This window comes from Methanosarcina sp. DH1 (genome assembly GCF_020804205.1).
In the GTDB taxonomy this organism is placed as follows: Archaea; Halobacteriota; Methanosarcinia; order Methanosarcinales; family Methanosarcinaceae; genus Methanosarcina; species Methanosarcina vacuolata.
In genome coordinates, this window is record NZ_WJBJ01000005.1 from 317989 (window position 1) to 344399 (window position 26411).

The 26411-nt window shown below is 39.1% G+C and carries 21 protein-coding genes and 1 pseudogene; 18 read left to right on the forward strand and 4 right to left on the reverse strand.

Annotated elements, in window-relative coordinates; translation table 11 throughout:
• Positions 1 to 147 precede the first annotated feature (147 nt).
• The 5 genes and pseudogenes from ade to FXW07_RS03085 form a co-directional block, all read left to right on the forward strand.
• Positions 148 to 1803 (forward strand): adenine deaminase, encoded by a 1656-nt coding sequence (gene ade / locus FXW07_RS03065; protein WP_229393709.1) that lies wholly within the window; start codon positions 148 to 150, stop codon positions 1801 to 1803.
• 119 nt (positions 1804 to 1922) lie between these two features.
• Positions 1923 to 2195 (forward strand): hypothetical protein, encoded by a 273-nt coding sequence (locus FXW07_RS03070; RefSeq protein WP_229393710.1) that lies wholly within the window; start codon positions 1923 to 1925, stop codon positions 2193 to 2195.
• A gap of 357 nt (positions 2196 to 2552) precedes the next feature.
• Positions 2553 to 2837, forward strand: a complete 285-nt coding sequence (locus FXW07_RS03075) for a hypothetical protein (RefSeq protein WP_229393711.1) — start codon at positions 2553 to 2555, stop codon at positions 2835 to 2837.
• 187 nt (positions 2838 to 3024) lie between these two features.
• Positions 3025 to 3999, forward strand: a complete 975-nt coding sequence (locus FXW07_RS03080) for an acyltransferase (protein ID WP_229393712.1) — start codon at positions 3025 to 3027, stop codon at positions 3997 to 3999.
• A 62-nt stretch (positions 4000 to 4061) separates the two neighbouring features.
• Positions 4062 to 4244: pseudogene (locus tag FXW07_RS03085) on the forward strand (IS4 family transposase); the annotation flags it as partial.
• A gap of 82 nt (positions 4245 to 4326) precedes the next feature.
• Here FXW07_RS03085 and FXW07_RS03090 read toward each other — a convergent pair.
• Positions 4327 to 4503, reverse strand: coding sequence for a 4Fe-4S binding protein (locus tag FXW07_RS03090; RefSeq protein WP_082091042.1), 177 nt, complete (start codon positions 4501 to 4503; stop codon positions 4327 to 4329).
• Positions 4504 to 5915: 1412 nt separating this feature from the next.
• On the opposite strand from FXW07_RS03090, the gene FXW07_RS03095 reads away from it, so the two are divergent.
• The 6 genes from FXW07_RS03095 (at position 5916) to FXW07_RS03120 (ending at position 14443) form a co-directional block, all read left to right on the forward strand.
• The gene (locus FXW07_RS03095) at positions 5916 to 8174 is read left to right on the forward strand and encodes an RND family transporter (RefSeq protein WP_346655615.1); all 2259 of its coding nucleotides are present in this window, start codon (positions 5916 to 5918) and stop codon (positions 8172 to 8174) included.
• Positions 8171 to 9310 carry a hypothetical protein gene (locus tag FXW07_RS03100; protein WP_229393714.1) on the forward strand — a complete coding sequence of 380 codons (1140 nt, stop codon included), beginning with the start codon at positions 8171 to 8173 and terminating at the stop codon, positions 9308 to 9310. Before FXW07_RS03095 ends, FXW07_RS03100 begins: the two co-directional genes overlap by 4 nt.
• The gene (locus FXW07_RS03105) at positions 9303 to 10361 is read left to right on the forward strand and encodes a COG1361 S-layer family protein (RefSeq protein ID WP_229393715.1); all 1059 of its coding nucleotides are present in this window, start codon (positions 9303 to 9305) and stop codon (positions 10359 to 10361) included. Before FXW07_RS03100 ends, FXW07_RS03105 begins: the two co-directional genes overlap by 8 nt.
• A 257-nt stretch (positions 10362 to 10618) precedes the next feature.
• Entirely contained in the window at positions 10619 to 11065 is a 447-nt protein-coding gene (locus tag FXW07_RS03110; protein WP_229393716.1) for a universal stress protein, read from the forward strand.
• 843 nt (positions 11066 to 11908) lie between these two features.
• The gene (locus FXW07_RS03115) at positions 11909 to 12397 is read left to right on the forward strand and encodes a MarR family transcriptional regulator (protein ID WP_229393717.1); all 489 of its coding nucleotides are present in this window, start codon (positions 11909 to 11911) and stop codon (positions 12395 to 12397) included.
• Positions 12398 to 12859: 462 nt separating this feature from the next.
• Positions 12860 to 14443, forward strand: a complete 1584-nt coding sequence (locus FXW07_RS03120; RefSeq protein WP_229393718.1) for a NosD domain-containing protein — start codon at positions 12860 to 12862, stop codon at positions 14441 to 14443.
• A 251-nt stretch (positions 14444 to 14694) separates the two neighbouring features.
• On the opposite strand, the gene FXW07_RS03125 is transcribed toward FXW07_RS03120, so the two are convergent.
• Positions 14695 to 15198: an amino acid-binding protein gene (locus FXW07_RS03125; protein ID WP_048119286.1), complete on the reverse strand. Its 504-nt coding sequence runs from the start codon at positions 15196 to 15198 to the stop codon at positions 14695 to 14697.
• Positions 15199 to 15355: 157 nt separating this feature from the next.
• On the opposite strand from FXW07_RS03125, the gene FXW07_RS03130 reads away from it, so the two are divergent.
• The 3 genes from FXW07_RS03130 (at position 15356) to hisE (ending at position 18010) form a co-directional block, all read left to right on the forward strand.
• Positions 15356 to 16162 carry a YkgJ family cysteine cluster protein gene (locus tag FXW07_RS03130; protein WP_229393719.1) on the forward strand — a complete coding sequence of 269 codons (807 nt, stop codon included), beginning with the start codon at positions 15356 to 15358 and terminating at the stop codon, positions 16160 to 16162.
• Between the two features lie 160 nt (positions 16163 to 16322).
• On the forward strand, positions 16323 to 17609 hold the full coding sequence (locus tag FXW07_RS03135) for a 3-isopropylmalate dehydratase large subunit (RefSeq protein ID WP_229393792.1): 1287 nt from the start codon (positions 16323 to 16325) through the stop codon (positions 17607 to 17609).
• Between the two features lie 86 nt (positions 17610 to 17695).
• Positions 17696 to 18010, forward strand: a complete 315-nt coding sequence (gene hisE, locus FXW07_RS03140; protein ID WP_048119275.1) for a phosphoribosyl-ATP diphosphatase — start codon at positions 17696 to 17698, stop codon at positions 18008 to 18010.
• Between the two features lie 128 nt (positions 18011 to 18138).
• Here hisE and FXW07_RS03145 read toward each other — a convergent pair whose 3' ends face one another.
• Positions 18139 to 19014: a CBS domain-containing protein gene (locus FXW07_RS03145; RefSeq protein WP_048119272.1), complete on the reverse strand. Its 876-nt coding sequence runs from the start codon at positions 19012 to 19014 to the stop codon at positions 18139 to 18141.
• Positions 19015 to 19374: 360 nt separating this feature from the next.
• On the opposite strand from FXW07_RS03145, the gene FXW07_RS03150 reads away from it, so the two are divergent.
• From FXW07_RS03150 to FXW07_RS03165, 4 genes are all read left to right on the forward strand, one after another.
• Entirely contained in the window at positions 19375 to 20376 is a 1002-nt protein-coding gene (locus tag FXW07_RS03150) for an NOG1 family protein (protein ID WP_229393720.1), read from the forward strand.
• Between the two features lie 791 nt (positions 20377 to 21167).
• Positions 21168 to 22649: a hypothetical protein gene (locus FXW07_RS03155; protein ID WP_229393721.1), complete on the forward strand. Its 1482-nt coding sequence runs from the start codon at positions 21168 to 21170 to the stop codon at positions 22647 to 22649.
• 546 nt (positions 22650 to 23195) lie between these two features.
• Positions 23196 to 24566: an MBL fold metallo-hydrolase gene (locus FXW07_RS03160; RefSeq protein WP_229393722.1), complete on the forward strand. Its 1371-nt coding sequence runs from the start codon at positions 23196 to 23198 to the stop codon at positions 24564 to 24566.
• Positions 24567 to 24737: 171 nt separating this feature from the next.
• Positions 24738 to 25922, forward strand: coding sequence for a DUF1015 domain-containing protein (locus FXW07_RS03165; protein ID WP_229393723.1), 1185 nt, complete (start codon positions 24738 to 24740; stop codon positions 25920 to 25922).
• Between the two features lie 129 nt (positions 25923 to 26051).
• Here the strand turns inward: FXW07_RS03165 and FXW07_RS03170 are convergent, their stop codons facing one another.
• Positions 26052 to 26324, reverse strand: coding sequence for a DUF1294 domain-containing protein (locus tag FXW07_RS03170; RefSeq protein WP_048119259.1), 273 nt, complete (start codon positions 26322 to 26324; stop codon positions 26052 to 26054).
• Positions 26325 to 26411 lie beyond the last annotated feature (87 nt).

Genomic DNA, 26411 nt, shown 5'->3' on the forward strand with positions numbered 1-26411 from the left:
CTTAAAAATTAGGCATATCTATACTTTTTACAATAGGTACATTGCTTTATCCTTATATATCTTCTTACAGAATTTTCAAAACATCTACACAGTCCAGCATCAGCTTATTTGAAAAAATTTATAAATTTGTGGCTGCAATGAATCACCATGCAAACATACCAGGGAATTATTGTTGATGCTATTTCCAGGCGGAAGTTCAAAGGTGAAATTGCCGTTGAAAACGGGAAGATCATCAGTATTGAGGAGAAAGAGCACGATATTGAACAGTATATCCTTCCAGGGCTTGTAGATGCCCATGTGCATATTGAAAGTTCGATGACCGTGCCTTCGGTTTTTGCCCGGATGGCGGTTGCAAGAGGTACAGTTTCAGTTGTTAGCGACCCTCATGAGATTGCAAACGTCATGGGAGAAGAAGGCATTGATTACATGCTTGAGGATGCCAGAAAAGTACCTCTAAAGATCTTTTTTGGAGTTCCGTCATGTGTACCGGCTACACCTTTTGAATCCGCAGGAGCGGTGCTGGATGCGGAGGCTGTTGACCGACTGCTGGAAAGGGAAGATCTTCATTACCTTTCTGAGATGATGAACTTCCCTGGGGTGGTTCTTGAATTTCCTGATGTAATAGCCAAACTGGAATCCGCTAAAAAGTACGGCAAAAATATAGACGGGCATGCTCCCGGTTTGAGGGGAGCCGATCTCCAGAAATACGTTAGCGCAGGAATTTCCACAGACCACGAATCTTTTGCTTATGAAGAAGCAGTTGAAAAAATAAAGCTCGGGATGAAAATACTGATCCGGGAAGGAAGTTCAGCCAGGAATTTCGAAACTCTGTACAAATTGATAGACGAATATACCGAATCGGTTATGCTCTGCACCGATGATTCACATCCTGATACCCTGATATATGAAGGGCATATCGATAAGCTTATAAGGCGCGGGCAAGAAAAAGGGCTTGATATCTATAATCTCATAAAGACAGCAGTGATAAATCCTGTGGAACACTATGGTCTTAATGTCGGACTGCTGCGCAAGGGAGATCCTGCCGATTTTATTATCGTAGACGACCTCAAATCATTCAATGTGCTGAAGACCTTTATAGACGGAAATTGCATTTACGATGATGGAAAGGTCCTTTTTTCAGTTGACAAAGCTCCTGCAAAAAACGTTTTCAACAGAAGCAAAATCTCAATTGATGATGTAAAACTGGCTTTGCCTGCTTCTGAGAATAACGGCGGACAAATGAAAAAAATCCGGGTAATAGTTGCCCAGGATGGAGAACTGGTCACAGGCCAGGAACTGGCTATTCCAAAACTGGAAAACGGAAATCTAGTGTCAGACCCGGAAAGGGATATTTTGAAAATGGTTGTCCTGAGCAGGTATGCTGATGACCCTGTTCAGATTGGTTTCATTAAAAATATAGGCCTGAAAAAAGGAGCTATTGCAAGCAGCATTGCCCATGATAGTCATAATATAATTGCAGTCGGAGCAACGGACGAAGATATAGTTGAAGCTGTCAACAGGCTGGTGGAAAACCAGGGGGGAATCGTTGTCGGGACCAAAGAAAATCTTATTGATCTTCCGCTGGAGGTTTCAGGCCTCATGAGCACTCTGGACGGAAAAGAAGTAGCTGCAAGGTACGAGCAGTTAAATGAAGAAGCCAAAAAACTGGGAACCTCGCTTATGTCACCTTTTATGACACTTTCATTTATGTCGCTTCTGGTAATTCCTGAACTTAAATTGGGAGATAAAGGCCTGTTTGATGTGACAAAATTCGAATTTGTCGAACTTTTTGTGAGGGAATAAGCAAAATTGGCCTCCTCTTCAAATTGTACGTGTAAGGATAAAAGCAATAACATGTTTTCAACCGCATCAAAAATATAATAGTTGTTCTATTTTCCCTAATCACCTTATGGAGTACAAAAATGGAACTCGAAGCTTTAAAACAATTGCTTGCTTCACTGGATATCAACCTTGATGAAATTAAAGATGAAAGATATGCCAAAGCTTTTCGCATTTTGTTTGCTATCATTGAAACCCAGAATGAAGAAATTGAGTTCTTCAAGGCAGAGGTCCAGAAGCTTCGAGATGAAATCAACTTACTCAAAAGTGAAAAAGCCAAACCTAAGATTCGTGGCTCTAAAAAGAATGAAGATATTTCTTCTGAAAAAGAGAGAGAAAATATAAAACTTACATAGGATAAAGAGTCTAAATCTAAACTGGACAAAATAGAGGTTCATCAAACTGAAACATGTAACGTTGATAGATCCATTTTACCAAGTGATGCGTATCTTGAAGGTTATAGAGACATAACAATTCAGGATGTATCAATAAAGCCTGTAAACACCAACTGCAGGATAGAGATTTTTAATTCTCCTTCTGAGCACAAAACATATGCAGGAAAATTACCACAAGGTATCAAGGGTGAATTTGGTCCCGGGATCAAGTCTCTTATAATCACTCTTAATCATGTTGCTAATGTTTCAGAGCCAAAAATACATGAATTCCTGGAAAATATTGGTACTCATATATCTAAAGCCACTATTTATCGAATCTTGACAAAAGATATTGATCTCTTTCATCAGGAGAAAGCCGAGATTTTTCTGGAAAGTCTTAAGGCTACGCCTTATCAGCAGATTGATGATACAGGTGCAAGAGTCAATGGTATCAATTATTATACTCAGATTCTTTGTAATCCTCATTATACTGCTTATTTTACAGTTCCAAATAAGGACCGGAAAACCATTTTAGATGTGCTTTTATGCGGAAAAGAAAAAACGTACTGCTTTAATGCTGAAGCATTTGATATGATGAAAACATTTAATGTTTCTAAAAGCTGACTGGAAAAGCTCTCTTCTTTAAAAACAAAATATTCAGCGACGAGGAAATGCGTCGAAAACTTGATTGTATTTTTTTGCATGGTAGAAAAACTACCAGGAAGAAGGTTCTTGAAGCCGGTAGAATTGCGGCCTATCTTTCCGCTCAATTTGAAGAGAATACATAAGATCACATGGAGATAATATATAAATGGTTGACGAGCCTACAATAACAGTTAAAGAGCATTATTCTGGGATAGATATCCTCAAAGGAATTCTTGTAATTATTGTTGTTATCGGTCATGTGCTCACCGGCAGCCTGAACAACAACATTGTAAGGTATATAATCTATGGTTGTCACATTCCATTATTTTTATCGGTCTCAGGGTTCCTAATCCGTAAAGAATGGATCAAACAAGTATCTATCAAAAAGCTATATAAAAAATATCAGTATAGAATGCTCACTCCTTGGCTATTTGCTTCAATTACATACATTGTTATTACAGGAACAGTTTCATTCAACACACTTATTGACATTTTTTTTCGGCCATATTTCCATTTATGGTATGTCTTATCCTTATTTATAATGATAATTATATTGTGGATAACATATAAGCTACATACCCCCACCTGGTTCATTCTGCTTGGTAGTTCCCTCATATCCCTATGGTGGCTCTATTTTTTCTTTTTGGGGAAATATCCAATTTGCGGCCCTAATCAACCTAATCCTTTATACTACCTGGGAGATATGAGGACTTACGCATATTTCCTATTCTTTTATCTGGGCCATATTGGAAATAAATATCAAAATAAACTCGGTGGAATGCACATACTACCCGTTGCGGCTTTTACCGGTTGCATTTATATATTCAATTTTTTTGACAAACTACCTGCGATAGTTGTGGCAGGATCTTTTATCGTATTAAACATCTCGCTAGCCCAATATTTATTAAATTATGTTGTTAAACTAAAAGTTAAAAAAATAAGATTGTTACAACCTATCGGAGTGCATAGCCTGTCTATATATCTCTGGCATGATATGATAATATTGACCACAACGCACTTTATAAGTAAATATACAGATAAATCAATATATTACACAATCACTTTCTTGTCTCTTGGATTATTTATTTACCTCATTATTTCAAAAGGGCAAAAATTCGGGCACTTTCCCGACGAAATGTAGTTTTGTTTTTAGCGTTGCAGGCAATGGACCCTCTGGACCTTGCAGCTTACACTTGCCGGTTTGAAAAGAGATATGAAAAAGAAGCAAATAAAATCCTATGCGACAGCAACTGGTACTATCGGCTCACTCCTGAACTTGTTGAGTTTCTTCATCCGTGTGTTATTCACGGCACAGAGAAGCTTGCAAAAGATCCTGGAAAAAAACACAGCAAAATGCTCGAAAATTATCAGGATATTCTCATTCAGGTTGGTTAATATATTAACTTCGACAACTTGATCTTGGCTTGTTTCTAGAGTAGCCCATGCATTCATATAAGTTTTCAGGGTTTTATATGATGGTAATTGCCCCATGTACGCATACATCTAAACATACGCCGCAGTCATTGCATTTATCTTCAATCACAAATGAAACATCATCGTCATTGAGGGAAATTGCACATGCAGGACATTCGCCTATACAGCTTCCACAACTAGCGCAGGACTCGGGATTGATTTTTGCTACCATGTATTTTCACTCCCAGTTTTATCAGTATGTTAATTTCATTCACTGAATTTTATATAAAGACCGTTGTAGGTTCTGGTAGTCTGAAGGCTAAATCAAATTTTCAGAAAGCATAGATGGCATCAGGTATTTGTATATCCGGAAGCCCATTTCCTTATTCTGACTTAATAATATAAAAATTTATACATTTTATTAATATTCGAATATTCTACTGTCAGCAGGTGATGAAATGATAAAATTAGAATCCTCACCTGGATAGAAAGAAAATAATTCTGCAGAGTCTGCAGAGTATAAATAATCTTACAGATTCGATGTTATCTGAAAAAATATATTCCTGCGCAGACTTTACAGCACCCAGGACTTAAAATCGTCACCAATAAAGTGTTTTATCCCAAAAATCGTTCTGTTTAGTAATTTTTTACTGCAGATATGCATCGTATACAGGCGACCCACTATTTCGCTTCAACTTCTAAATTTGTTTTTTTATAGAATCATTCTATATTACCAAAATGAAACTTAAATTTACTCAACATTTAATTTCTTGCGTTGCTTGCTGATGTATCACATATTAAACATTAAAATATATTTAAATCTGCGAAATAATTTCAGGATACCACAATTTTCTCAACACTGTTCTCAACACTGTTCTCAACAATTTTCGCAATTAGTGTTACTTAAAATTTTTCAAATAAGTTTCATATAATTTTCCCATATGTACTGGACATAAGATTAAAATACAATAAATTAGTTGATAATATCAATAGTTAGGAATTTAACTATTGACATTGTTCATAGTTTAGGTCAAATATCAGACCTTGGAGGCTAAATATCCATTTAGAACTAAAATTGATGTGGATTTCAGATATGAAAAATTCCTTCCCCATCTAAAACCAGATGTAGAAGGACTAGTGGTATAAAAATATGAGATGAAACAACGCTGAAGAAGACATTTCTCTTTATGAAAAGGGATGTTCTTGAGAACATAATTTTGGAACAGAGTTTCCAGAAAAAATTTATGAATAAGTTCAGGGAACTGAGCACTTTCGGAAAATGATCAGGAATACCGAAGAAAAGTGCTTGTCTCCCTGACAGATAAAAGACTTGAGTATTGTGATTATCTTGAGGAAGTCTTCAACGAAACCCTTAGTTTAATAGATCAATATGATACCGAGGATTATTTACATAGATTCTAGACGATGACGATTTTTAAAAAAACTATGCATTGACGGATTTGAATTAGCACAGAGCCTTTGGAATCAATCGCTATTTGTAGGCTCATATATACTTTACAACTATCTCCAAAAAAGTAGTGAGAGGGATATGCTATTAAAAGTGTTTTTGAAAAACTTGGAGTATTTGTCCATAACAACCGCATGACCATACTTCTGATTTTTTTTCTTCTCATCTTGATATCAATGCAGGGTGCACAGAAAATTACTATGGAATCAGGAACAGAAACCTTTGTAAGCAAAGATTCGAAACTGTATCAGGATTATGATCACCTTTACTCAAACATATTTGGAACCAATTCCATTATAGTGATGGTAGAGGGGAACAATGTAGAGTCTGCTGACATAATGAAATCAGTAGATCGGCTTGAACACCAGCTAGAGTCAACAGAAGGCATTGTTGGGATCACAAGTCCGACTTCTATTATAAAGGAAATGAATTACAAAAATACAGGAAGGTCTCAGGTTCCCTATACAGATGAAGAAATCAAGGAAATTATTGATGAAAATCCGGCTATATTCGGAACATTGATTCCTGATCATACACATATGTTGATCTATGTAACGATGGCCGGGTCCACCACAGATAATAAGCAAAAAGAAATAATAACGGAAACCGAAGAAGCTGTCAAATTTTCTGATTTTCCTCCTTCTTATAATCTCATAGTAACAGGTGATCCAGCCTATAAGATTGAAATGAGCGAGGCGATGAGCACCGGTATGGGACCATTGCTAGGACTTGCTGCCGTTTTTATGGTAATTGTATTAAGTCTTGTTTTTCGGCATGTTCGCTGGTGCCTCCTTCCTTTACCAGTGGTTCTACTAGGCATTGTTTATACTTTTGGAGCTATGGGCTTTCTGGGAATTCCATTATCAATGGTTTCCATGTCAGCTTTCCCAGTACTGATAGGGCTTGGTATTGATTATGCTATTCAGTTCCATAACAGAATTGAAGAAGAACTGAATAAAGACGGAAACAAGTCAAAGGCCATCATATCAACAATAAAGCACACAGGACCTGCTGTACTCATAGCGCTTACCATGACTGCTCTGGGATTTTTTTCCCTGTTTACATCCACAGTTCCAATGATAAAGGATTTTGGAAAACTTCTTACGATCGGCATATTAATGTGCTATTTAGCAGCCATGTTTGTCGGGGTAGTCACAGTTTATATTTTTGACGATATCTCAAACAATTTCCAATCGAAGAAAAGGAAAAAAGAACCAGAAACGACAGAAATAGATGCAGACCATGTTTCTTCCGACAAGTCAAAAAACAATCTGGTAAAACACATTCTTGAAAAGGTTAATAATTTTTCAATAAAGAATAATTTATTGGTACTCGGGATAGCAACTCTGCTCTGTATAGGAGGTATATATGCCGATGAGTCGGTGGGTGCCCAGACGGATACAACATCTTTTGCTCCCCAGGATCTGCCAGCCCTTATGGACCTGAACCATATGAAGGATATTACGGGGGGAACTGATACACTTAACCTCATAATAAAAGTAAAGGATACTGCTGATCCTGAAGTTCTAGAGTGGATTGACAAGTTCAGCGAACATGAAACTCAAAGGCAACATATTGAAAGCACTTCAAGCATCGTGCCTCTAATAAAAGAGTATAATGGAGGTACAATCCCGGAAACCCGAGACGAAATAGAGGCAATATACAATGAAATTCCGGAATCCCAAAAGGATCGATATGTGTATGGCAGAAATATGCTTCTCTTAAATTTAAACATTGGAAATGCCGTGTCCGACATAAAGACTACAGGGATTGAAGAGTTAACCGGAATAATAGAGAAGGATATTCAGTGGATGCAGGTTCCTCCAGGCGTCACAGTTACGATCACAGGTAACCCGGTGGTTTACATTGAAGTTCTGGGTGCACTTACAGACGGAAGAATTCTAATGACCTACCTTGGGCTGTTCCTTGTTCTGGGAGGACTGCTGATAGTTTACAGAGACTGGCTAAAAGCTCTCGCTGCCATTATTCCAATGTTTATAGTAACTGGCTGGTCAGGGCTTGTAATGAAGTTTCTTGGAATTCTATACACTCCTATGACTGCAACTATGGGGGCACTGATCATTGGAATAGGCTGTGAGTACTCAGTCCTCATGATGGAAAGATATTTTGAAGAAAAGGATCACGGAGCTGATCCTCTGCAAGCTATATACAGGACGAGTGACAGTATCGGTGCCGCACTCCTTGCCTCAGGATCGACGGTTATTGGTGGGTTTGCAGCTCTGACAATATCGCCTTTTCCTTTAATAGGTGACTTTGGAACAGTGACAGTTATCGATATCGTACTTGTCCTTATTGCAACCTTCATGGTATTTCCTCCTTTTATTGTATTAATGGATACCTGGAGGGAAAAAAGGAGAGGAATACAGGCTCCACAAGCAAAAGCAAATAATGTCAAGGGGGCCGACACCCAATGAAGAAACCCCAAAAAAACAGGTTACAGAAGATAATTAACACATTCTTTGTAGTTACAATTCTTCTTTCAGTTCTCTCAGTAACTGCATTTCCAGCCCTGGGGGAGGAGGATGAAACCAATTTCATCGCTCTAGATCATGGGTATACTGTAGATTACTACAAGAGTTACGGGGCTCCAGTAATGCAGGCGTCAATTACAGGAGATCCCGAGTTTAAAAGAGGGGAAACTGCAGATCTGAAGATAAAAATCGCAAATACTGGAATTATATCCGGTTTTCAAAGGCTGAATGCAAACCAGAAAAGGATAAACGACTCTACTGAGGAAACAATTGCACTTGCTGAGTTGGAAGAAGAAAAAGGAGCCACTACTGCAAAAGATATTGAAGCTACCCTTCAATCGGGAACAAAATACGTTGAAGTAGAATCTACAGCCAGTCTCCAGAGCATTGAAGACCTTGAAACAGGAAATACAGCAACCCTTAGCTATATCATCAAAATAGATAGCGATGCACCAGCCGGTAATTATGAACTTCTCCTGCCAGTGACCTATGAATATCCGGCAAATGTCAAAACTGTAACTGCGGATGCAATAAATCTAGGGCTTACGGATGTAGAGTTTGCAAGAGAGTACAAAACGAAAACAGAAACTCTCAAAATACCAATTTCCATAAAAAGTGAACCTAAATTTGAAGTGACCAATGTCTCTGGCAGCCTGGTGCAGGGTGAAACTAAAGTTATTGAGGTCACTTATAAAAATACAAGAGAAACCGTAGCAAAAGATGTTTTAGCCCGAATTATTGTTATGAGCCCTCTGAGCACAGAGAAATCCATAGTAAGGATAGGAGATATAGGCCCCGGCAAAGAAAAGACTGCCAGTTTCGAAATTTCGGCAGATCAGGATGCAATTATAAAAAAATACGGGATTAATAGTGAGATAAAATACGTTGACAAAGATGGAGACACTACTTTATCAGAAGGTATGAAGGTGAACGTACCTCTTGAAGCTGCAGAAAAAAAATTTAGCATCACAGGAATAGCAATTTTACTGATTATAGTTATCGCCCTTTACCAGATAATAAGTGTACACCGGAAAAGAAACCAGAATGATGAGAATGTATCAGGTGATGAAAATGAATAATAAAAATGGATTATTTATTACTGTTACAACCCTTCTGATCCTTTGCTCTGCAGTCCTGCCAGCAGAGGCAGCCTTACCCGAAAATTTTGATATCAGTAAAAACTACTACTCAGTATACGGAGGGCCTGACCTTAATGCAACACTTGTTGGGGACAACCAATTCTCAAGAGGAGATACCGCAACTCTTAATATAAATATGATGAACAAAGGTGAAATTTCCGGCTTTAAATCTGAAAAGGATGCAGATATTGGAAATTATGCAGATGAGATGCTCCAGCAGTCAGAGATGCAGTATGAGGCTCAGGCTACGACAGCTGTAGGCATTCTTGCGACCCTTAAATCCGATAATCCTGACATTAAAGTTAAATCTGAACCTCAAGAAGCTGGCACTCTCAAGCAGGGAAAAGAGAGCTCAAATCCCACAAAGTTTACAATTGAGATTAATAAAGACACTCCTGCAGGTATATATCCCCTGACCCTGGACCTTTCTTATCAGTACCAGAATAATGTCCAGGTAGGCGGAGACGATTTTGACAGTGTTACAGGCCTCGTAACAAATAAGGAAGTAGGCATCTGGTATGAAAATAAGACCCAGACGCAGACCATAAACATTGAAGTCAAAAAGGAGCCTTACTTTGAAGTTACAAAYGTAACAGGTGACCTTTACCCTGATGAAGGTGGGATGCTTTATGTTACATATAAAAACACAGGAGARGAAACTGCAAAAGATTCAACTGTTAGAATTAGTGCATCTGATCCCTTCAGTACCACTGATGACCAGGCTTACCTTGGAACTCTGAAATCCGGAGACAGTGAAGTTGCTGTTTTTGATATGGATGTAGACGAAACTGCAACTCCAAAACCATATTCTCTGAGCAGCGAAATTTTTTATGAAGACTCTGACGGGCATGACCAGACTTCGGATACTATCAAGATCAATACCGAAGTTCTGGAGGGAAAAAATTCTCTCCCGGGATTTGAGCTTGTGACAGGCATTACAATGGCTCTAGCCGCATTTTTTGTAATGTTCAGGAGAAAGAAACAGCATTGAAATAATTATCAGCATATAAGTAATACCCAGGTAGCCATCTAAAAAGGCTACAAACTTATTTTTGAGCCTATCACAAAACTCAAAATTGCTTCTCTGAATATTGTATTCTGGATTATCAATAGAGCTTATGATTCTGAAAAAGAATCCTAAAACTCTTACTGATGTGGAAATAATATTGGTTTTGGGACGAGCTCTTGAATAAAGAAATTAATTTTTTCTATTGATGTTTTATGTATAAAGCAAATGGGGAATAACATATGGAGAGAGCTTTTTACCGAAATATATTGATTGCAACGGATGGATCTAAAAATACACAGAAAGCCATTTCTTACGGAATCGAGATTGCAAAACTCAGCGAAGCGGCTGTCCATGCACTTTATGTTGTAAATACGTCTCCCATAATTTCCGATTATTGGACTATTGGTAAAAAAAACATATATGAAATAATTAGAAGTGAAGGGGAGAAAGCAGTATCTGAGGTTAAGAAGATTGGCGAAGCTTCAGGCGTGGAGGTAAAAGAAATTGTTTTAGACGGTTATCCGAGTAGTGTGATTACAGATTTCGCCGAGAATAATAATATTGACCTGATAGTGATGGGTACACTCGGAAAAACAGGACTTGATAAACTCCTAATCGGAAGTGTTGCAGAGAAGGTAGCAAGAAGTTCAAAGGTACCAGTTATGGTTGTCCGGGGAAAAGAGTAGAGCTGAAACTGTCTATCAAAGGAAATCTTTTGGGAAAAGAAACAAATCAGGACTTGGAGGCAGTAGTGCAAGTTGGGTATTAAAGCAGACAGCTTAACAGTGCTTAGATTCAAAATCGATTCCTTACTTCCTGGAAAAATCCGAGATCATTGGATCTATTCAAAAGTCAAGTTTATAAACTTCTTTCAGAATCGCAGTCTTAGTGCATCGATTCCAAAGTATGTCAGAAATGAATTTTTTGAAAACCACTGAAAGCACAGAAGACACGGAAATCAGTAGTAAAGGCGTGTTTCTTCCGTGCTTTCCGTGTTTTCCGTGGTTGTAATATCCAGATCGAATCACTATGCGACCGGCTGTGTTTTCCGTGTTAAAGAATTCCAGTGACTTGAAAATAATATTTGAGTCGTAAGCCGTAATTATTTCCTTATTATGTAATTATTTGAGAATCGATGCATTAGTGCATTGAACCTGTTTGAAAAAAGATTTATTAAAAGAGGAAAATAATGGGGAGAAAGCAGTGGGCGAAAGATTCAAATTTTTGGGCGAATGATCTACAAACGTTTTGCATTATTTATTTTCTAGATATATTTCAGGTGGTTTACAGTCCTTCCTTTAATTATCTAATCATGAATTACGTCACTGCATAATACAGGCGGCATTTGGATTCATGCCAATTATAAAAATGAAAAAATATCCCAAAACTGAGATATAAAATATCCAAAAGTCTTGCATCGGTATATCATCATATACTAGAGTGGACCCTTATTCTATACCGAAGATGTGATCTTACTGGACATCCTTTGTCTGTATCTGCAGTTACACGTTTAACATCCTGGAGGAAGCATGTCAGATATTAATGAGAGGAGAGAAATGGGGCTATTGATACTGGAAAGGGAAGTACTATTTAACAAATTGGTTGAAAGAAAATACTCAGAAATGATATCCAAAGCGAGATCGAGCAGACCCGAAAAGCTAGGCAGACAACAGTTTAATGCTATTTTGATAATTGGCACGATGGGGGAAATGATTCCTTCATACCTCGGTCTGTGTATGAATATGGATAGGAGTAGCCTTTCAAGAATGATAGATTCCATGGAAAAAAAAGGAATGGTCTATAGAAAGACAGATATTGAAGACAGAAGAAAAGTCATGATAAATTTAACCGAAAAAGGAGAAGAGTACTATGAAATTCTTAAGAAGAAAGTGGAAGAGACTCAAGCTTCTACAACGGATCTCCTTGACGAACAGGATCTCAAAGAATATAAAGCCTGCATAAAAAAAGAGATAAGTATTCTGAAGAAAATCGATTCCAAACTGAATGCAAAAGAATGAATCTTGTATAAAAATATACGAGTAAAATAGCAATCTACTGTTTTAAGCGTTCCAATGACCAGTCTTTAAGCCATTTCATCTCAAATTCCCCCTGGCCTTCTACAAATCTCATCAAATTTGTTAGAACAAAAACCATTGACATGAATGACCAGGAAACCCCTTCCTCAAAACTCTGAGCTTTGCGAAGAGTTTAGGGAGGGGTAGTTCACACCTGACCCTGTAATTTAAATTTATAAATTAGAGAAAGTTTATACAAGATTTTAATTTTACATCTCACTCTAGAATTTTAGTTATGTGGTTGTTTGAACACAAAAATCTGGAAAGCCTCATTTTTCCAAATAAGTTTTTTTAAAAGCTTTTAATTAAAATTTCTATTTTTCAATATTTTTTTTAATCAACAATTTTATATGTATCCTTTTAAAAAATAATTCTGTAAATTCCTGGATTGAAATGTGGGTTAATATGACAAAAATTCGAACTATCAGGCGAGTCTGCTTATTTACAATATTTCTGGTTTTGGTTCCTATTTCAGAAACCGGCGCAGCAGAAAATATTTATGTTTCCCCAAGAGAATCGATTCAGGAAGCAGTAGATAATGCCTTGCCAGGCGATACTATCTTTGTGATGCCCGGAGAATATAATGAAAGCGTTCAAATCAATCAGGATAACCTAACAATAATCTCGGACTCAAAAACTCCTTACAATACAGTTATTACCGGAATGGATAAAGAGAGTGACGTATTCAAGGTAGTTGCCAGCAATGTGACAATCAGCGGTTTCTCAGTAACCAACAGCAAATGTGGAATTTACCTGAATGGTGCTCAAAACTGTATCATAAATAACAACATTATATCGGAGAACAAAATCGGGATCTGTCTGTCTAAGTCAGAAAATAACACCCTGAGCAATAACTCAGTAACTTCAAACGCCGATTGTGGCATCAAGTTGCTTACCTCTTCAGGCAACACGATATACAATAATTTCTTTAATAATACAAATAATGCCAGGGACGATAAACTCAATACCTGGAACCGGACCTCGGGCAACTGCTGGAGTGATTATACAGGTCAGGATGTGGACTCAGACGGTATTGGAGATACTGAATATGCCGTAAATCGACTCACAAAGAATATGGACTACAGGCCGTTGATGAATTTCACTCCTGAACTTCCCGTGATGCCAGAAGCAATTTTTACTTCCAACGTGACAGTAGGATACGCGCCTCTTACGGTCGAGTTTACAGATATCTCAGAAAACGCCAGCTCGCTGTTGTGGAGACTTGGAAACCAGGAGGTCTCGAACTCTTCTACTTTTTTACATACTTTTGTTACTGAGGGTAATAATAAGGTTATCCTGAATGTCACGAACGAGAATGGCAGCGACTCTACCAATGTGACCATAAATGTTTTAAAAGCTCTTGACCCCTCAGTTCCAATATTTCCTGAGGCTAAATTCGGTGCCAATGTGACAACCGGGCACGTTCCGCTTACCATCCAGTTTTATGATTTTTCTGGAAATGCAGATTCGCTTTCCTGGAACTTTGGGGATGGGAAGACGTCTTGTTGCCCGGGACCAAAACATACTTTCTGCTGCCCGGGAAACTACACCGTTTCCCTTACGGCAAGGAATGATAATGGCAGTTCTTCAGCCTGCGTTGTTATTCAGGTCCTGAACCAGAAAAACAAGTCATCTGCCGAAAATACTGTTATTCCGGAAGATGCCGCATACATTGTTAATCCGAAAGATACCGGAGATTCAGGCTCAAGCCGCAGAAACGAGAGTAGGAGTGCCGAGGAATTTCTGAACCGGAAAAGTCTTGAGCCTGTTGAGAACTTTGTCATGTCCTTTACTGGAACCCGAACGCTTGCAGATGTGGAACCATCGGTAGAGTACAAAATCCTCAGACTTGCGGATTCTGTTAAAAATTTTATAGAAGACTCAGCATCCATAAGTAAAGTAAGAAATATTTCTACGCATGCTATGTTTTTTGGATTCCTTGGAATAGCTCTGGGACTTTCCGTATTTAGAAGGGGAAAATATAAGTAAATAGTTACAGTTGAGATTCACAGTTGAGATTCACTATTGATATCCACAATTAATATTCACAATTGATATCCACAATCGATATCCACAATCGATATCCACAATCGATATCCACAATTGATATCCACAATTGATATTCACAGCAAACTCAAGGAAAGAACTTTTCTCAATTTCAATTGAAAAAACAGTATCTTAAGTGGAGTTTCCAATCTCGCTTCCATTTTGTTATGGTATCCTACTTTCTGGTAGAAGGTTCAGTAAATGCTTACTCCTTTGACTGAGGGCAGTTCCAGGATTTTGTCCACGAGTTCTCCAGGAACTTTCTTGTCGGTAATGATTGTAAGTCTTGGGTTATCAGTTAGATATGGGTCATCCGAGACAGCCTGGCGGATGCTTACCTTGCTTCCTGAAATCAGGCCTGCAACCTCCGCAAGGATGCCCACGTCAGCGGCATCTTCCGGGATAATAATGATTACTCCCAGGCCAAGAGAAGGAGCTACGTCTCTGAGGAAGGGGATGGAATGAACATTTTTAAAAATTCTGCTCAGAAGCTCGTCTGAAATAATGGTCTTTGTAGTTGCGTCGACTACTCTCCGGTCAACGCCTGCTTCTTTTGCAAGCTGGGTATGCGCGATCTCAATACTCCCGGAGGTGACCTTCCCTTCTTCATTTACCTGAAACCCGCGTTCAAAGAGCAACTTAAGCACTTTTGCCTGTGCAGGATATTTTTCAAACTTTTTGAGTAATGTCTGCCACATATAAACTTAAGTTTAAACTGGGTTCCCTGATATATAGTTTCTTATTATGGTCTATTGTCAGTAAGGTAAAGGTTCTTCAGGATGAGATTTCCAAATATTCCTGGCGTCAATTGCAATTTGCGTTAATTTGATGTACCAGCAGGGCACGAGTATTTGCATGGAAGCTTCCAGCACAGACAATAAGCCGGAGTTCGAAAAAACAAGTTATCAGCAACTTCTTATTGTCGATCTCAAGAAAGAAATAGAAATGGCTCGCGAACTTGACTCCGAAAAGCTTGCATCCGAAATCCAGAAAATCGGTTTCTCCTGCCAGCATTGTGGAAAATGCTGCAGGCGGGCTTTCGGGGACAACAGAGTAGCGGTGATTCCTTCCGAAATTGAAAGAATCCGGGAATATACCGACCTCTCAAAACTGGAGGTTGCAGGACCGTTTGTAACTGAAGGCTCTATCCCGGATGGGGAAGAGGAATCTGAAGAAGAACGTCCAGAAACTTCATTCGAGGCATTGGAGGAAAACGAAGAGTCTTTTTCTCCTGACCGTCTTGAATACTTTGAAGATTATATCGATTGTGAGGGCAAGGTACATGCCTTTGGATGGATTCTCAGGCGGAAGAGGAACGGAGATTGTATTTTTCTTGAAAGAGACACGTACAAATGCCGGATCTATCCCGTGCGTCCTATGCTCTGCAGCACTTATCCTTTTTATATCGAAGAGCTGAAATTACAGACCTGCGAATGTGAAGGTCTTGGATCCCCTATTTCTATAGAAGATAGCCGAAAAATGGCAGAGAATCTTCTCTTCAGATATATTTCGGAACTTGAGGATACGCTTGACCTGTATGAGAATTTCGTGGATTTCAGAAGAGGTGAACAGGGCCTCAAGCTTGCAAAAAAGAGCCTGGAAAATGGCACATTTACCTTTATAGTTCACGACAGCAAAGGAAGCACCGAAATTAGTGGTTAAGAGCAAAAATTGGCAGACCTTCAAATTTTACCAGTTAAAATGCTCTTGTGTTAGAAAACTCCGTTTTTACATAAGCTTGAAAGATTTTTTAGTTTTTATTGACCTGTATCATCAATTAAATTTATTTATTAGAAAGAGCCAGTTATTCCCCATGACCGGGATGTCTGGTAATGAAAGTTGTCCGATGACCGTTTCGGAAAAGATCTTTTCGAAAGCCTCCGGAAGTCCCGTAAAAGCCGGGGATTTCGTACTGGCAAATATAGACCTTGCAATGACTCACGACATTACAGGTCCGCTAGCAGTCAAAGGCTTCTATGAGATTATGAAGGGCAAAGAAGAGAAGAACGTATGGGATCCAAAGAAAATAGTGATCATATTTGACCATCAGGTTCCTGCGGACTCCATCAACGCCACCGCAAATCATATTATGCTCCGAGAATTTGCTGAAGAACAGGGCATTTTAAATTATGATGTATACGAAGGAGTTTGCCATCAGGTTCTTCCCGAGAAAGGGCATGTCCTGCCAGGAGACCTTATCGTTGGCTCGGATTCGCATACATGTGCTTATGGTGCACTCGGCGCGTTTTCTACAGGTATAGGGTCTACGGATATGGCAGCCGTTTTTGCTACTGGCAAACTCTGGTTCAGGGTACCTGAGACTTTCCGCTTTGAGGTGGAAGGCAACCTGCCAGATCGTGTTTACTCCAAAGATCTTATCCTCCACCTGATAGGCGACGTAGGAGTAGAAGGGGCCAGGTATATGGCAGCCGAGTTTGGAGGTTCAACAATTCACTCTCTCTCGATTCCCGAACGTATGACTATGTCCAATATGGCAATCGAGATGGGTGGGAAGGCAGGAATCATCGAAGCTGATGAAATAACTGCAAACTACCTCAAAGAGCGGATTATGTATTATGAGTTCGATCCATATTGGAAATCCGATGAAGATGCAAAATATGTGGGAATTAAGCACTACGATGTATCTGACCTGGAACCCCAGGTAGCCTGCCCTCACCATGTGGATAACGTAAAACCCGTAACCGAGGTAGAGGGTACGAAACTTGACCAGATATTTGTGGGTTCCTGCACGAACGGCAGATTCGAAGATATTAAAATCATGGCTGATATCATGGGCGATGAGCCAGTAGCCAAGGGTGTTCGCTTGCTTGTAGTTCCTGCTTCAAGGACTGAGTACATGAAACTCTTGAAAGCCGGGTATATAGAAAAGCTCATGAATGCAGGTGCAATCGTAGAATCACCGTGCTGCGGACCCTGTATGGGTGGCTCTTTCGGCTTGCTTGGCGCAGGAGAAGTGGGCCTTGCAACCTCGAATCGTAACTTTAAGGGCAGAGAAGGAAGTCCCGAATCTTTTGTATATCTGTCTTCCCCTGCGACTGCAGGAGCATCAGCCCTTACCGGAGAAATCACTGATCCAAGGAAAGTTTGAAAATTTCCTGTTTTTACTTTTTTGGATATTTTTTCTCTGTTTGAATTTTTAAAATGTTTGTCCGTGTTAATTAAACAGGTGTTAAAATGCCGGATGCTGACCTATCAATCTTAAACAGGGTATATGAAATCATACTGGACCGAAAACAGAACTATGACGAGCGCTCATACGTCTGCAAGCTTTTGAACCATCGTAAAGGTATGAACAAGATTTTAGAAAAAGTAGGCGAGGAATCAATTGAAACAATCCTCGCAGTCAGGAACGAAAATCATGCAGAGATCGTTTCTGAAAGTTCAGACCTTATTTTTCATCTTCTGGTAATGCTTGCGGCAAATAATGTTACCCTTGATGAAATCGCAGCCGAGCTCAGTGCCCGACATGAAAGCATGAAAAGGGATTGAAGACCTGGAGGTTTTTACCTCCTGGTTTGAGAACCCGGATAATTCGATATTTTATATACATCGAGTTTTCCAGCTATTCTACTACCTTCTTTCTTTCATTTAAAGGGTCATAAAAAAACCTTAATTTTTTAATATACTGCCAGCTCATTCAAAACATCGGTTTTTGACAGTGTGCCTTTGGGCACTCCATTAATGGTTACGATGAGCCTGCCTACGTTATACTTATGGAAGAGTTTTACAACGTCGTAGAGCTGCATATCACCATCAACCGTGATAAGTTCTTTTGTCATGATATCTTTGACTTTTACGTTGGGTTTTCCCTGAGCAATAGCATGGGCAATATCGGTGTAAGTAACGATTCCTATGATTTTTCCTTTATCTTCTACAGGAGCTCCATGAACGTTATTCCGGATAAAAAGCCTCGTTGCTTCCTGGATACTTGCATTGAGATTGACAAGCAAAGGGGGGTATTTCATATAGTGTTTGACATGTTTTTTAGGGAGTGAAATCATTTCCGTAATGTTGAACAGAATTGAATTGTTAGTGTCATCTCTTCCTGTAACTTCTCCACGGATTATCAGACGGTTTACAGGCGTGGGGCCTACCTGGAGCTTATCGTCCATTATGAAATCTTTTGTGTTTCCAATTACGCGGACAACTCCACTACAGGCATCCGGACTCCGAACCGTAGTAAAACTAATATCGGCAGCTGTAGCTCCACTAACTAACGCATTGTTCCTGTAAAGGGGAACTACGGACTCATTTTTCAGTTGCTGGATTCTTAATGCGTCATATGCTGCCCCTGTGGGCTTATAGCCTCCTTTTGGTCCCGGCACTCCCTCTACAAGACCAAGGGCCTTTAACAATTGCATCTGATTGCGGATAGTTCCAGGATTACGCTTGATTACCTCGGCTATTTCTTCTCCCTTTATTGCCCGGTCCTTTTGCCGCTGAAGGTTGATTAATGCAATAATAATATCTTTTTGAATCGGAGTAAGTTCCATATTACCACCATTAGTTTCATATACCTTTATAAGAATGATGTACAAAATCGATAAATAGATAATGTAAGCTGACGCATATATTTACCATAATTAATGATTATAAATCTTATTACAAATTAATGTTACAAATATAAATACAGTCCGGTTCTGCTTTAAATATTTACCTGGTTTTTCATTTTAGATCAATTTATCACCAGATTTTATGATTATAAATTCAAAACCGAGCAATAAATTTTCTCTCAGGGAATCGCCTTCAGGAATCTCTGTGAGACTCTCGCTTGCGAATTTATTTTGCTAAAAATACTTCGTCTATAATAACGTTTATATAACTTAGCAGAGTCCCCAGAGGGTTAGAACATAATGATCTTCGAGAAAATTCATACCGTCCCTACTTCCGAGGAATTAATCAATAAAGCCTTTAAACGGTCAGCGCGAGCTATGTCCGGGAAAACCATAGATAGCAGGGAAAGCCGATTAAGGGCCAATGAATCCATGCTGCTGACAGCTGCAAACATTCTGACGGATAATCTCGCAAACATAGTAAGGCGATTCCCGAGTTTCGAACAATTACCCAGATTTTATTATGAACTCACAGACATCCTTGTAGGCGTAGAAAAACTCAAGATGTCCCTTGCATCCGCGGACTGGGCCAGCAGGAAAATTCATGAGATTTCAAGAAGCTATGTTGGGAAAATTAGAAATTCAGATCTCCCGGAGCCTATCCGGAAAGAAGCATTTGGAAGGCTTGCTTCGATTATCAAGTCAATTAACAAGGATCTTCTCTTCCTGAACGAAGCCCGAAACATCTTGCGGAAACTTCCTGATGTGCAGGATGAGCCCACAATTGTAATTGCTGGCTACCCGAATGTAGGAAAGTCGAGTTTCGTCTCAAAAATTACAGGTGCAAGCCCTGAAATCGCTCCATATCCATTTACGACAAAAGGCGTAACAATCGGGCATTTCATACAGGACGGTGTGCGTTATCAGGTTATGGATACTCCAGGACTTCTTGACCGCCCGATGTCCGAGAGAAACGATATCGAAAAGCAGGCAATTACCGCGATTCATTACCTTGACGCGGTTGTGATGTTTATGATTGATCCCAGTGAAAGCTGTGGATACGAAATCGAAGCTCAGAAACACTTGCTTGCGGAAATTCGAGAGAACTTCAAACTTCCCCTGCTTGTGGTCTCAAACAAGGCTGACAGGTCCGAGTTCAAGAAACTGGATGAAGTGGAATTTAATATTTCCACAGTTACCGGAGAAGGAATTGAAGACGTAATGAACAGGCTCATGCAAATGATCGAAGAAAAACGCCTTTCCACTTCTTCCGAAGAGCTGGATACCGAACCAGCAATCTGATCCAGCCGAGTCACTATTCAAGTTCCGGTGCTCTAGTCCTCCCGTCTCTGGAGGAGGGGCCCTTTTTCTTATTTCGCTTGCTCAAGATGGTTGAATTATCCAGGTTCCGTCTCAGGAATACGGTTCCTTTTTTCTAATTTCTCTTGCTCAAGATGGCTGAATTACCCGAGTTTTGTTTAGGGAGTAGATTCCTTTTAATTTATTCTGGTTCCTCTCCAGTTTCAAACGAACAATAGAATTTCATTCAAATTTAAATTGAATTTTCTATTCGCACTTTATTTATCCATACTGAAATCTCGCCTCATCAATGGTGAAAATCCTGCCCATTTACCAGTGCAAAAATACAGTTTATTGAAGTTATATTGCCTTCAAATACCGTTTTTACCATTGACTTATTGATTGATTTGTTTCCTTTTGTCATAAAAAAGAATTTCTTTTAATAAAATTAAAATTTTATTGTTTTGCACGATTTAAAGTAAATCTGAAGAGACCAGAAAATAATAAAAAGTCTCTTCTAAGTTAAAATTCAAAGTTTTTGAGAAACAAACCCAGTGCAGATTTGCGAGCTCCATTGTAATTTTCATAAATATTTGCAAGTTCCATAAGTACTTTATAGGGGGACATATAATGAAATTATATACATTATAAAAAATGTTCATCCCCTCTGATAAATTAAAAATTATAGATTTACGGCACAGGAGTCTTATACTGCTGGTTTGCAGGAGATTGGAGAACCTGAGTGTATCGATTAGAAATGTATAATTCCTCACCAGAAGAAAGGAGCCAGAAACATGAGTAAAAGTACAGCATTGAAGGCAGCATCCAAGTTTTTTAGTTTATTGCTTTGCCTGATATTATTACCGGTTGCGTTTGCTCAGACAGAAGAGCTTAACGGAACAGTTACCTACGAGAACGGAACTTACGAAAGTAATATAGTTCCCGGACTGGAAGAGGCTTACGGCAATTATACCGTACATGATATAAAACCAAACTATTATTCGATATATCTCATGCAGGGAAAAAGTGAAACTTTCAATGTCAGTTTCAGAAACGAAGGTAATGAAACACTTGACATAACCCCGAAAGTTGTAGCTCCATCCAACGATTACTATGATGTTGTAAACGAAAGCTGGATTACGATTTCACCTGAAAACGTAACTGTAAGCCCTGACGTAGAGCAGAACTTTACCATTGAGGTAAGTGTTCCCAAGGATGCGGAAGGTGGGGAGTATGAAGCCCAGGTAGCCTTCACAAATGATACTTATCCAGAAGAATACGATGCTCCTGTATATATCCAGGAAACTGCTGAAGGATATAGTGATTCTACATCAGATGAAGGGTATAGTGATTCTATCTCTGCTGAAGGACATAGTGATTCTACATCAGATGAAGGGTATAGTGATTCTATCTCTGCTGAAGGATATAGTGATTCTACATCAGATGAAGGATATAATGATTCTACATCAGATGAAGAATATACGTATCCTATGTATGTCAATGCAATGCACCTTTGGGTCTCAGTACCTGTCAATCCGAAACTTGAACTTCAGACAAGTTATGTTTCTGACACCGTTGAGCCTGGACAGGAATATATATACGCCATAAAAATTAAAAATGTAGCAGGGAAAGATGTTACTATCGATCCGAAGGTAATGAGATACGAAGTATATGACTATTCATTTGACGAATCCGCTTTTAGTGATGATATAATAGAGATCTCCGCACCTTCAACCATAAAAGCCGGTGAAATTGCTAATATGACCATCAGGGTACCAGTCCCAGAGAATGCGAGCGGGAGTTATGATGCTTACATCGAAATGAATGCTGATGGGAAAGAGAATGACGGATCCGTCCCACAAATAAGCCTGAGCTTTACGGTTGATAAACAGCCTGAAGTCCCTTATGTAAAAACCTTTAATACCACAACTGCCGACCCAATAACGATTGACGTTTCGGCTGAAACTTCTGACCAGGGTGCATCTGTGCGTATCTCCCCTGAAAAGGAGGAACCAGGTTTTGAAATAAACCTGACATGCAACTCCAACCCTGTCAATCTATCCCTTGTAAAAACCGTTGATAGTAGTGCCGTATACTCTCAAGGATACATCTTCCCAATATGGGCAACGGAAACTAGTTCAAGCTATCAGAGTGGCAGCAGGAAATATACCGAAACGTATAGAGCAGCCGGAGCAATTGGAACATGGGAACTTACAATTCTCCCGAAAAACACAAACAATTTTGACTATTCAATAACTGTCGGGGAGTCAGAGTAAAAACACAAACAAAAAAACAGAAAATGAGGTTTGAAATGGAAAAAGTTAAGAGAAGCTGACAGGACTGGTTTTTAGTTATTTCAGGTTCTGCTGCTCTTTAATTTTTCATGTTTTCTATTTTTACAAATAGATTTTTACTTACTTTTTATATTTAGATTTAGATTTAGATTCCCTTTTGCCATTATATTTGGCATGAAAGTTCTTTCAAGTACTTTCATTTCTTTGTGCCTGTGATTAGAAGAATTTCATATGCGTTTTGTATATTACATTGGAATTTTACTTTCTGTATACCTATATGAAAGGCTATATTTTTCATAAAGATATGAGTATGCTTTTTTCATAATATGAGCTATTCGTCATTCCCCGTGGATAAGATGATTTTCAATTAAGATCGCATTGGTTTTTATGAGAATATTATGAGGATATCCACACAAAACAACGAAGAGCCAAAATAGAAATATACGGTTATATAATTAGATAAAGAGAAATCTGCAACAGGCAGAAATTTATTTCATAAAACATAATATAGAGCTGAGGGGGCTTAGCTTGAAATTTGAACGCATTAAATCTGAAGGTCTGGCTCATCTTTCCTATTTCATTGGTTCGGAAAATGAAGCCATAGTTATCGACCCTCGAAGAGACTGTCAGGTCTATGCCGAGCTTGCCAGAAGAGAGGGTATGAATATAAAATATATTTTTGAAACCCACAGAAATGAAGACTATGTAATCGGTTCACTGGAACTGAAGAAACTTACAAATGCAGAGATTTATCATGGCCATGGAGTAGATTTCAAATACGGGAACTACGTGAATGAAGGTCAGAAGTTTGATTTCGGCTCAATGAGATTGACGGCTTTACACACTCCGGGCCATACCGATGAGAGTATGTCCTACGTCCTGACCGACCTTGATACGGGAAAAGAGCCAGTAATGGTTTTTACAGGAGATGCCCTGTTTGTAGGCGATACCGGGAGGACAGATCTCTATGGCCCAGAGAAAGCTCCAGAGCTGGCAGCAAACCTCTATGAAAGCATATTTAACAAAATCCTTCCCCTGGGAGATGGAGTAATACTATGTCCTGCGCATGGTGCAGGCTCGGTTTGTGGGGGAGCTATCGCCAAACGTGACTACAGTACGCTTGGACTTGAGCGCGTACAGAATCCTGCTCTGCAAAAAACAAACAGGGAAGAATTTATCAAGTTCAAACTTGAAGAGCAGCTTGATTTTCCTCCGTACTTCAAGAAAATGGAGCAGTACAACCTGCAAGGACCTCCTCTGCTGCAGGGCCTGCCAGTTCCGAAGCCGCTTTCACCCGCGGATTTCAGGAAGGAAATGGAAAAAGGGGCAGTGGTCGTTGATACGCGCATGCCTCACTCTTTTGGAGGAGCGCATATCAGAAACTCCTATAGCATCTGGCTCGGAGGAGTACCTTCGTTCGCGGGCTGGTTTCTTCCTTATAACAAACCCATAATCCTCGTGCTGGAGGAAAAAGAGCAGCTTGAAACCGCTGTAAGGTATCTGGTCCGGCTGGGTTATGATAATATAGCGGGTTTTTTGAACGGCGGAATTTCAGCCTGGTATATGAAAGCCTTACCTACGGACGGACTTAGTTTTATATCGGTCCACGATCTAAAGAATAAACTGGAGAAGCAAGAGGAGATGACACTACTGGATGTGAGGAAGAAGAAGGAATGGGATGAAGGGCATATCCAGGGAGCCAAAAATATATACGTTGGAGAGCTTGAAGAAAATCTGGATAAGGTCTCAAAGGACTCTCAGGTAATTGTTTATTGTGACAGTTCCAGGCGTTCCAATATAGCAGCTTCGATCTTGAAAAAGCATGGTTATAATGATATACATAATGTGCTTGGCAGCATGACTGCATGGAAAAATGCCGGATACGACACAGTAAAATAAACTTTTTTATAAATTCACTTTTATAAACTCGCTTTTATGTATTCACTTTTATGAATTCACTTTTATAAACTTATTTTTTCTTTGAGCTGTGCACTCAAAAAGGAAATTTGGGAATCTACTCAAAAAAGGAATTTAGAAATCTTTATATTCTCTCTCTTTTTTTAACATACCATGGTTTTACATGTTCCACGCATTCTTCTTCCTAAAGATAATTGGGAAAAGTGGGCAGTGATTGCCTGTGATCAGCACACTCAGGATCCGGAATACTGGAAAAGAGTTGAAGAATTTATTGGAGATACTCCTTCTACTTTAAATTTAATTTATCCGGAAATATATCTTCCGCTAGATGAAAATCGAGTAAATAAGATTCATAAAACCATAAGTAACTACAAAAAACTTCTCGTTGACCAGGGCCCCTGTTTTATTCTCGTAAGGCGTTTAGTCTCAGGTAAGGAGAGAACAGGACTTGTTGTTGCAATAGACCTGGAAGAATACCAGTTTAACGGGTCCGATTCGTTTATCAAACCAACGGAAGGCACTATTAAGGAGAGGCTTCCTGCAAGAGTCAGGATAAGGGAAAACGCAGAACTGGAACTCTCGCATATCTTAGTGTTATATGATGACCCTTATTTTTCGGTTATCCCCGGAAACCCTGATGATTTTGTTTGTGAAGATAACAAGGTTTATGATTTTGATCTGATGGAAAACGGCGGCCACATCAAGGGTTACAGGATCAGTAATGAAAAGATAATTAAAGAAATTTCGGAAAAAATCCTTAACCTGGGAACCCTTCTTGTCGGCGATGGAAACCACAGCCTTGCTGCTGCAAAGAGCTTCTGGGAACAAATTAAAGGGAGCGCACCGGCCGATCATCCTGCAAGATACGCAATGGTTGAGCTTGTAAATGTTCACGACCCAGGGCTTTCCTTTGAACCTATTCACAGGGTTGTAAGCGGAATTGAGCCTGAAGAACTGCTCAAAAAATTCAATGCAAGGGTCGAGGAAACCAGTACCTCTCCCTCAAATGCCGATTTCCCGGTTGCAGGACATTCAATAGGGTTTATTACAAAAGATAGGTCTGGTGTGCTGATTTTTGATAATCCCGTTTACGATCTTGAGGTCGAAACCCTTGACGAGATAATTGATAATTATTCAATCGAATATGAACATGATCCTGAAGTCGTGGAAAAACTTGGAAAAAAACAGGGCAATATCGGCTTCTTCCTTCCCCCATTAAAAAAGAGCGATTTCTTTTCTCTAATTAAAAAGAAAGGGGTTCTTCCGAGAAAATCGTTTTCCCTTGGAAAGGAAAATGAGAAGAGGTATTATATCGAAGCCAGAAAGATTGTTCCATAAGGCTTCCTGTTATGTACTTCAGTTTTCTTTTTACTTCAGTTTTCTTTTTACTTTTTCGGACTTTTCTTTATTTTCCTTTAATCAAGGGGACAAAGAAATTACTAACAACATAGAGAGATCTCTTCAATTTTAGAGATTGATCCAGAGCACTAACAGGATGTGAATTCCTGCAAATGCAGGCACCAGGAATCTGAAAATCGGCTTCTGGGTTTTGTGCCTGAATTGCTGCATTCCAAGGATTGCACCGATTGGCCCAAAGAAAGAAACTATCAACAGGCTCTGTTCTGAAATTCTCCATTTATCCCTTCTTGCTTTAAATTTATCAATTCCATACAGGGCATAAGAAGCTGCATTAATAAGAGCATAAATAATGGGAAAAAGAAGATATACAGTCTCTGTCATGGGAAAGAATTCTCCCTAATAATAATTAAAGGCTGTGAAATTTTACTTGATTATACTTATTTGAGAAAGATAAATATAATTACAGTA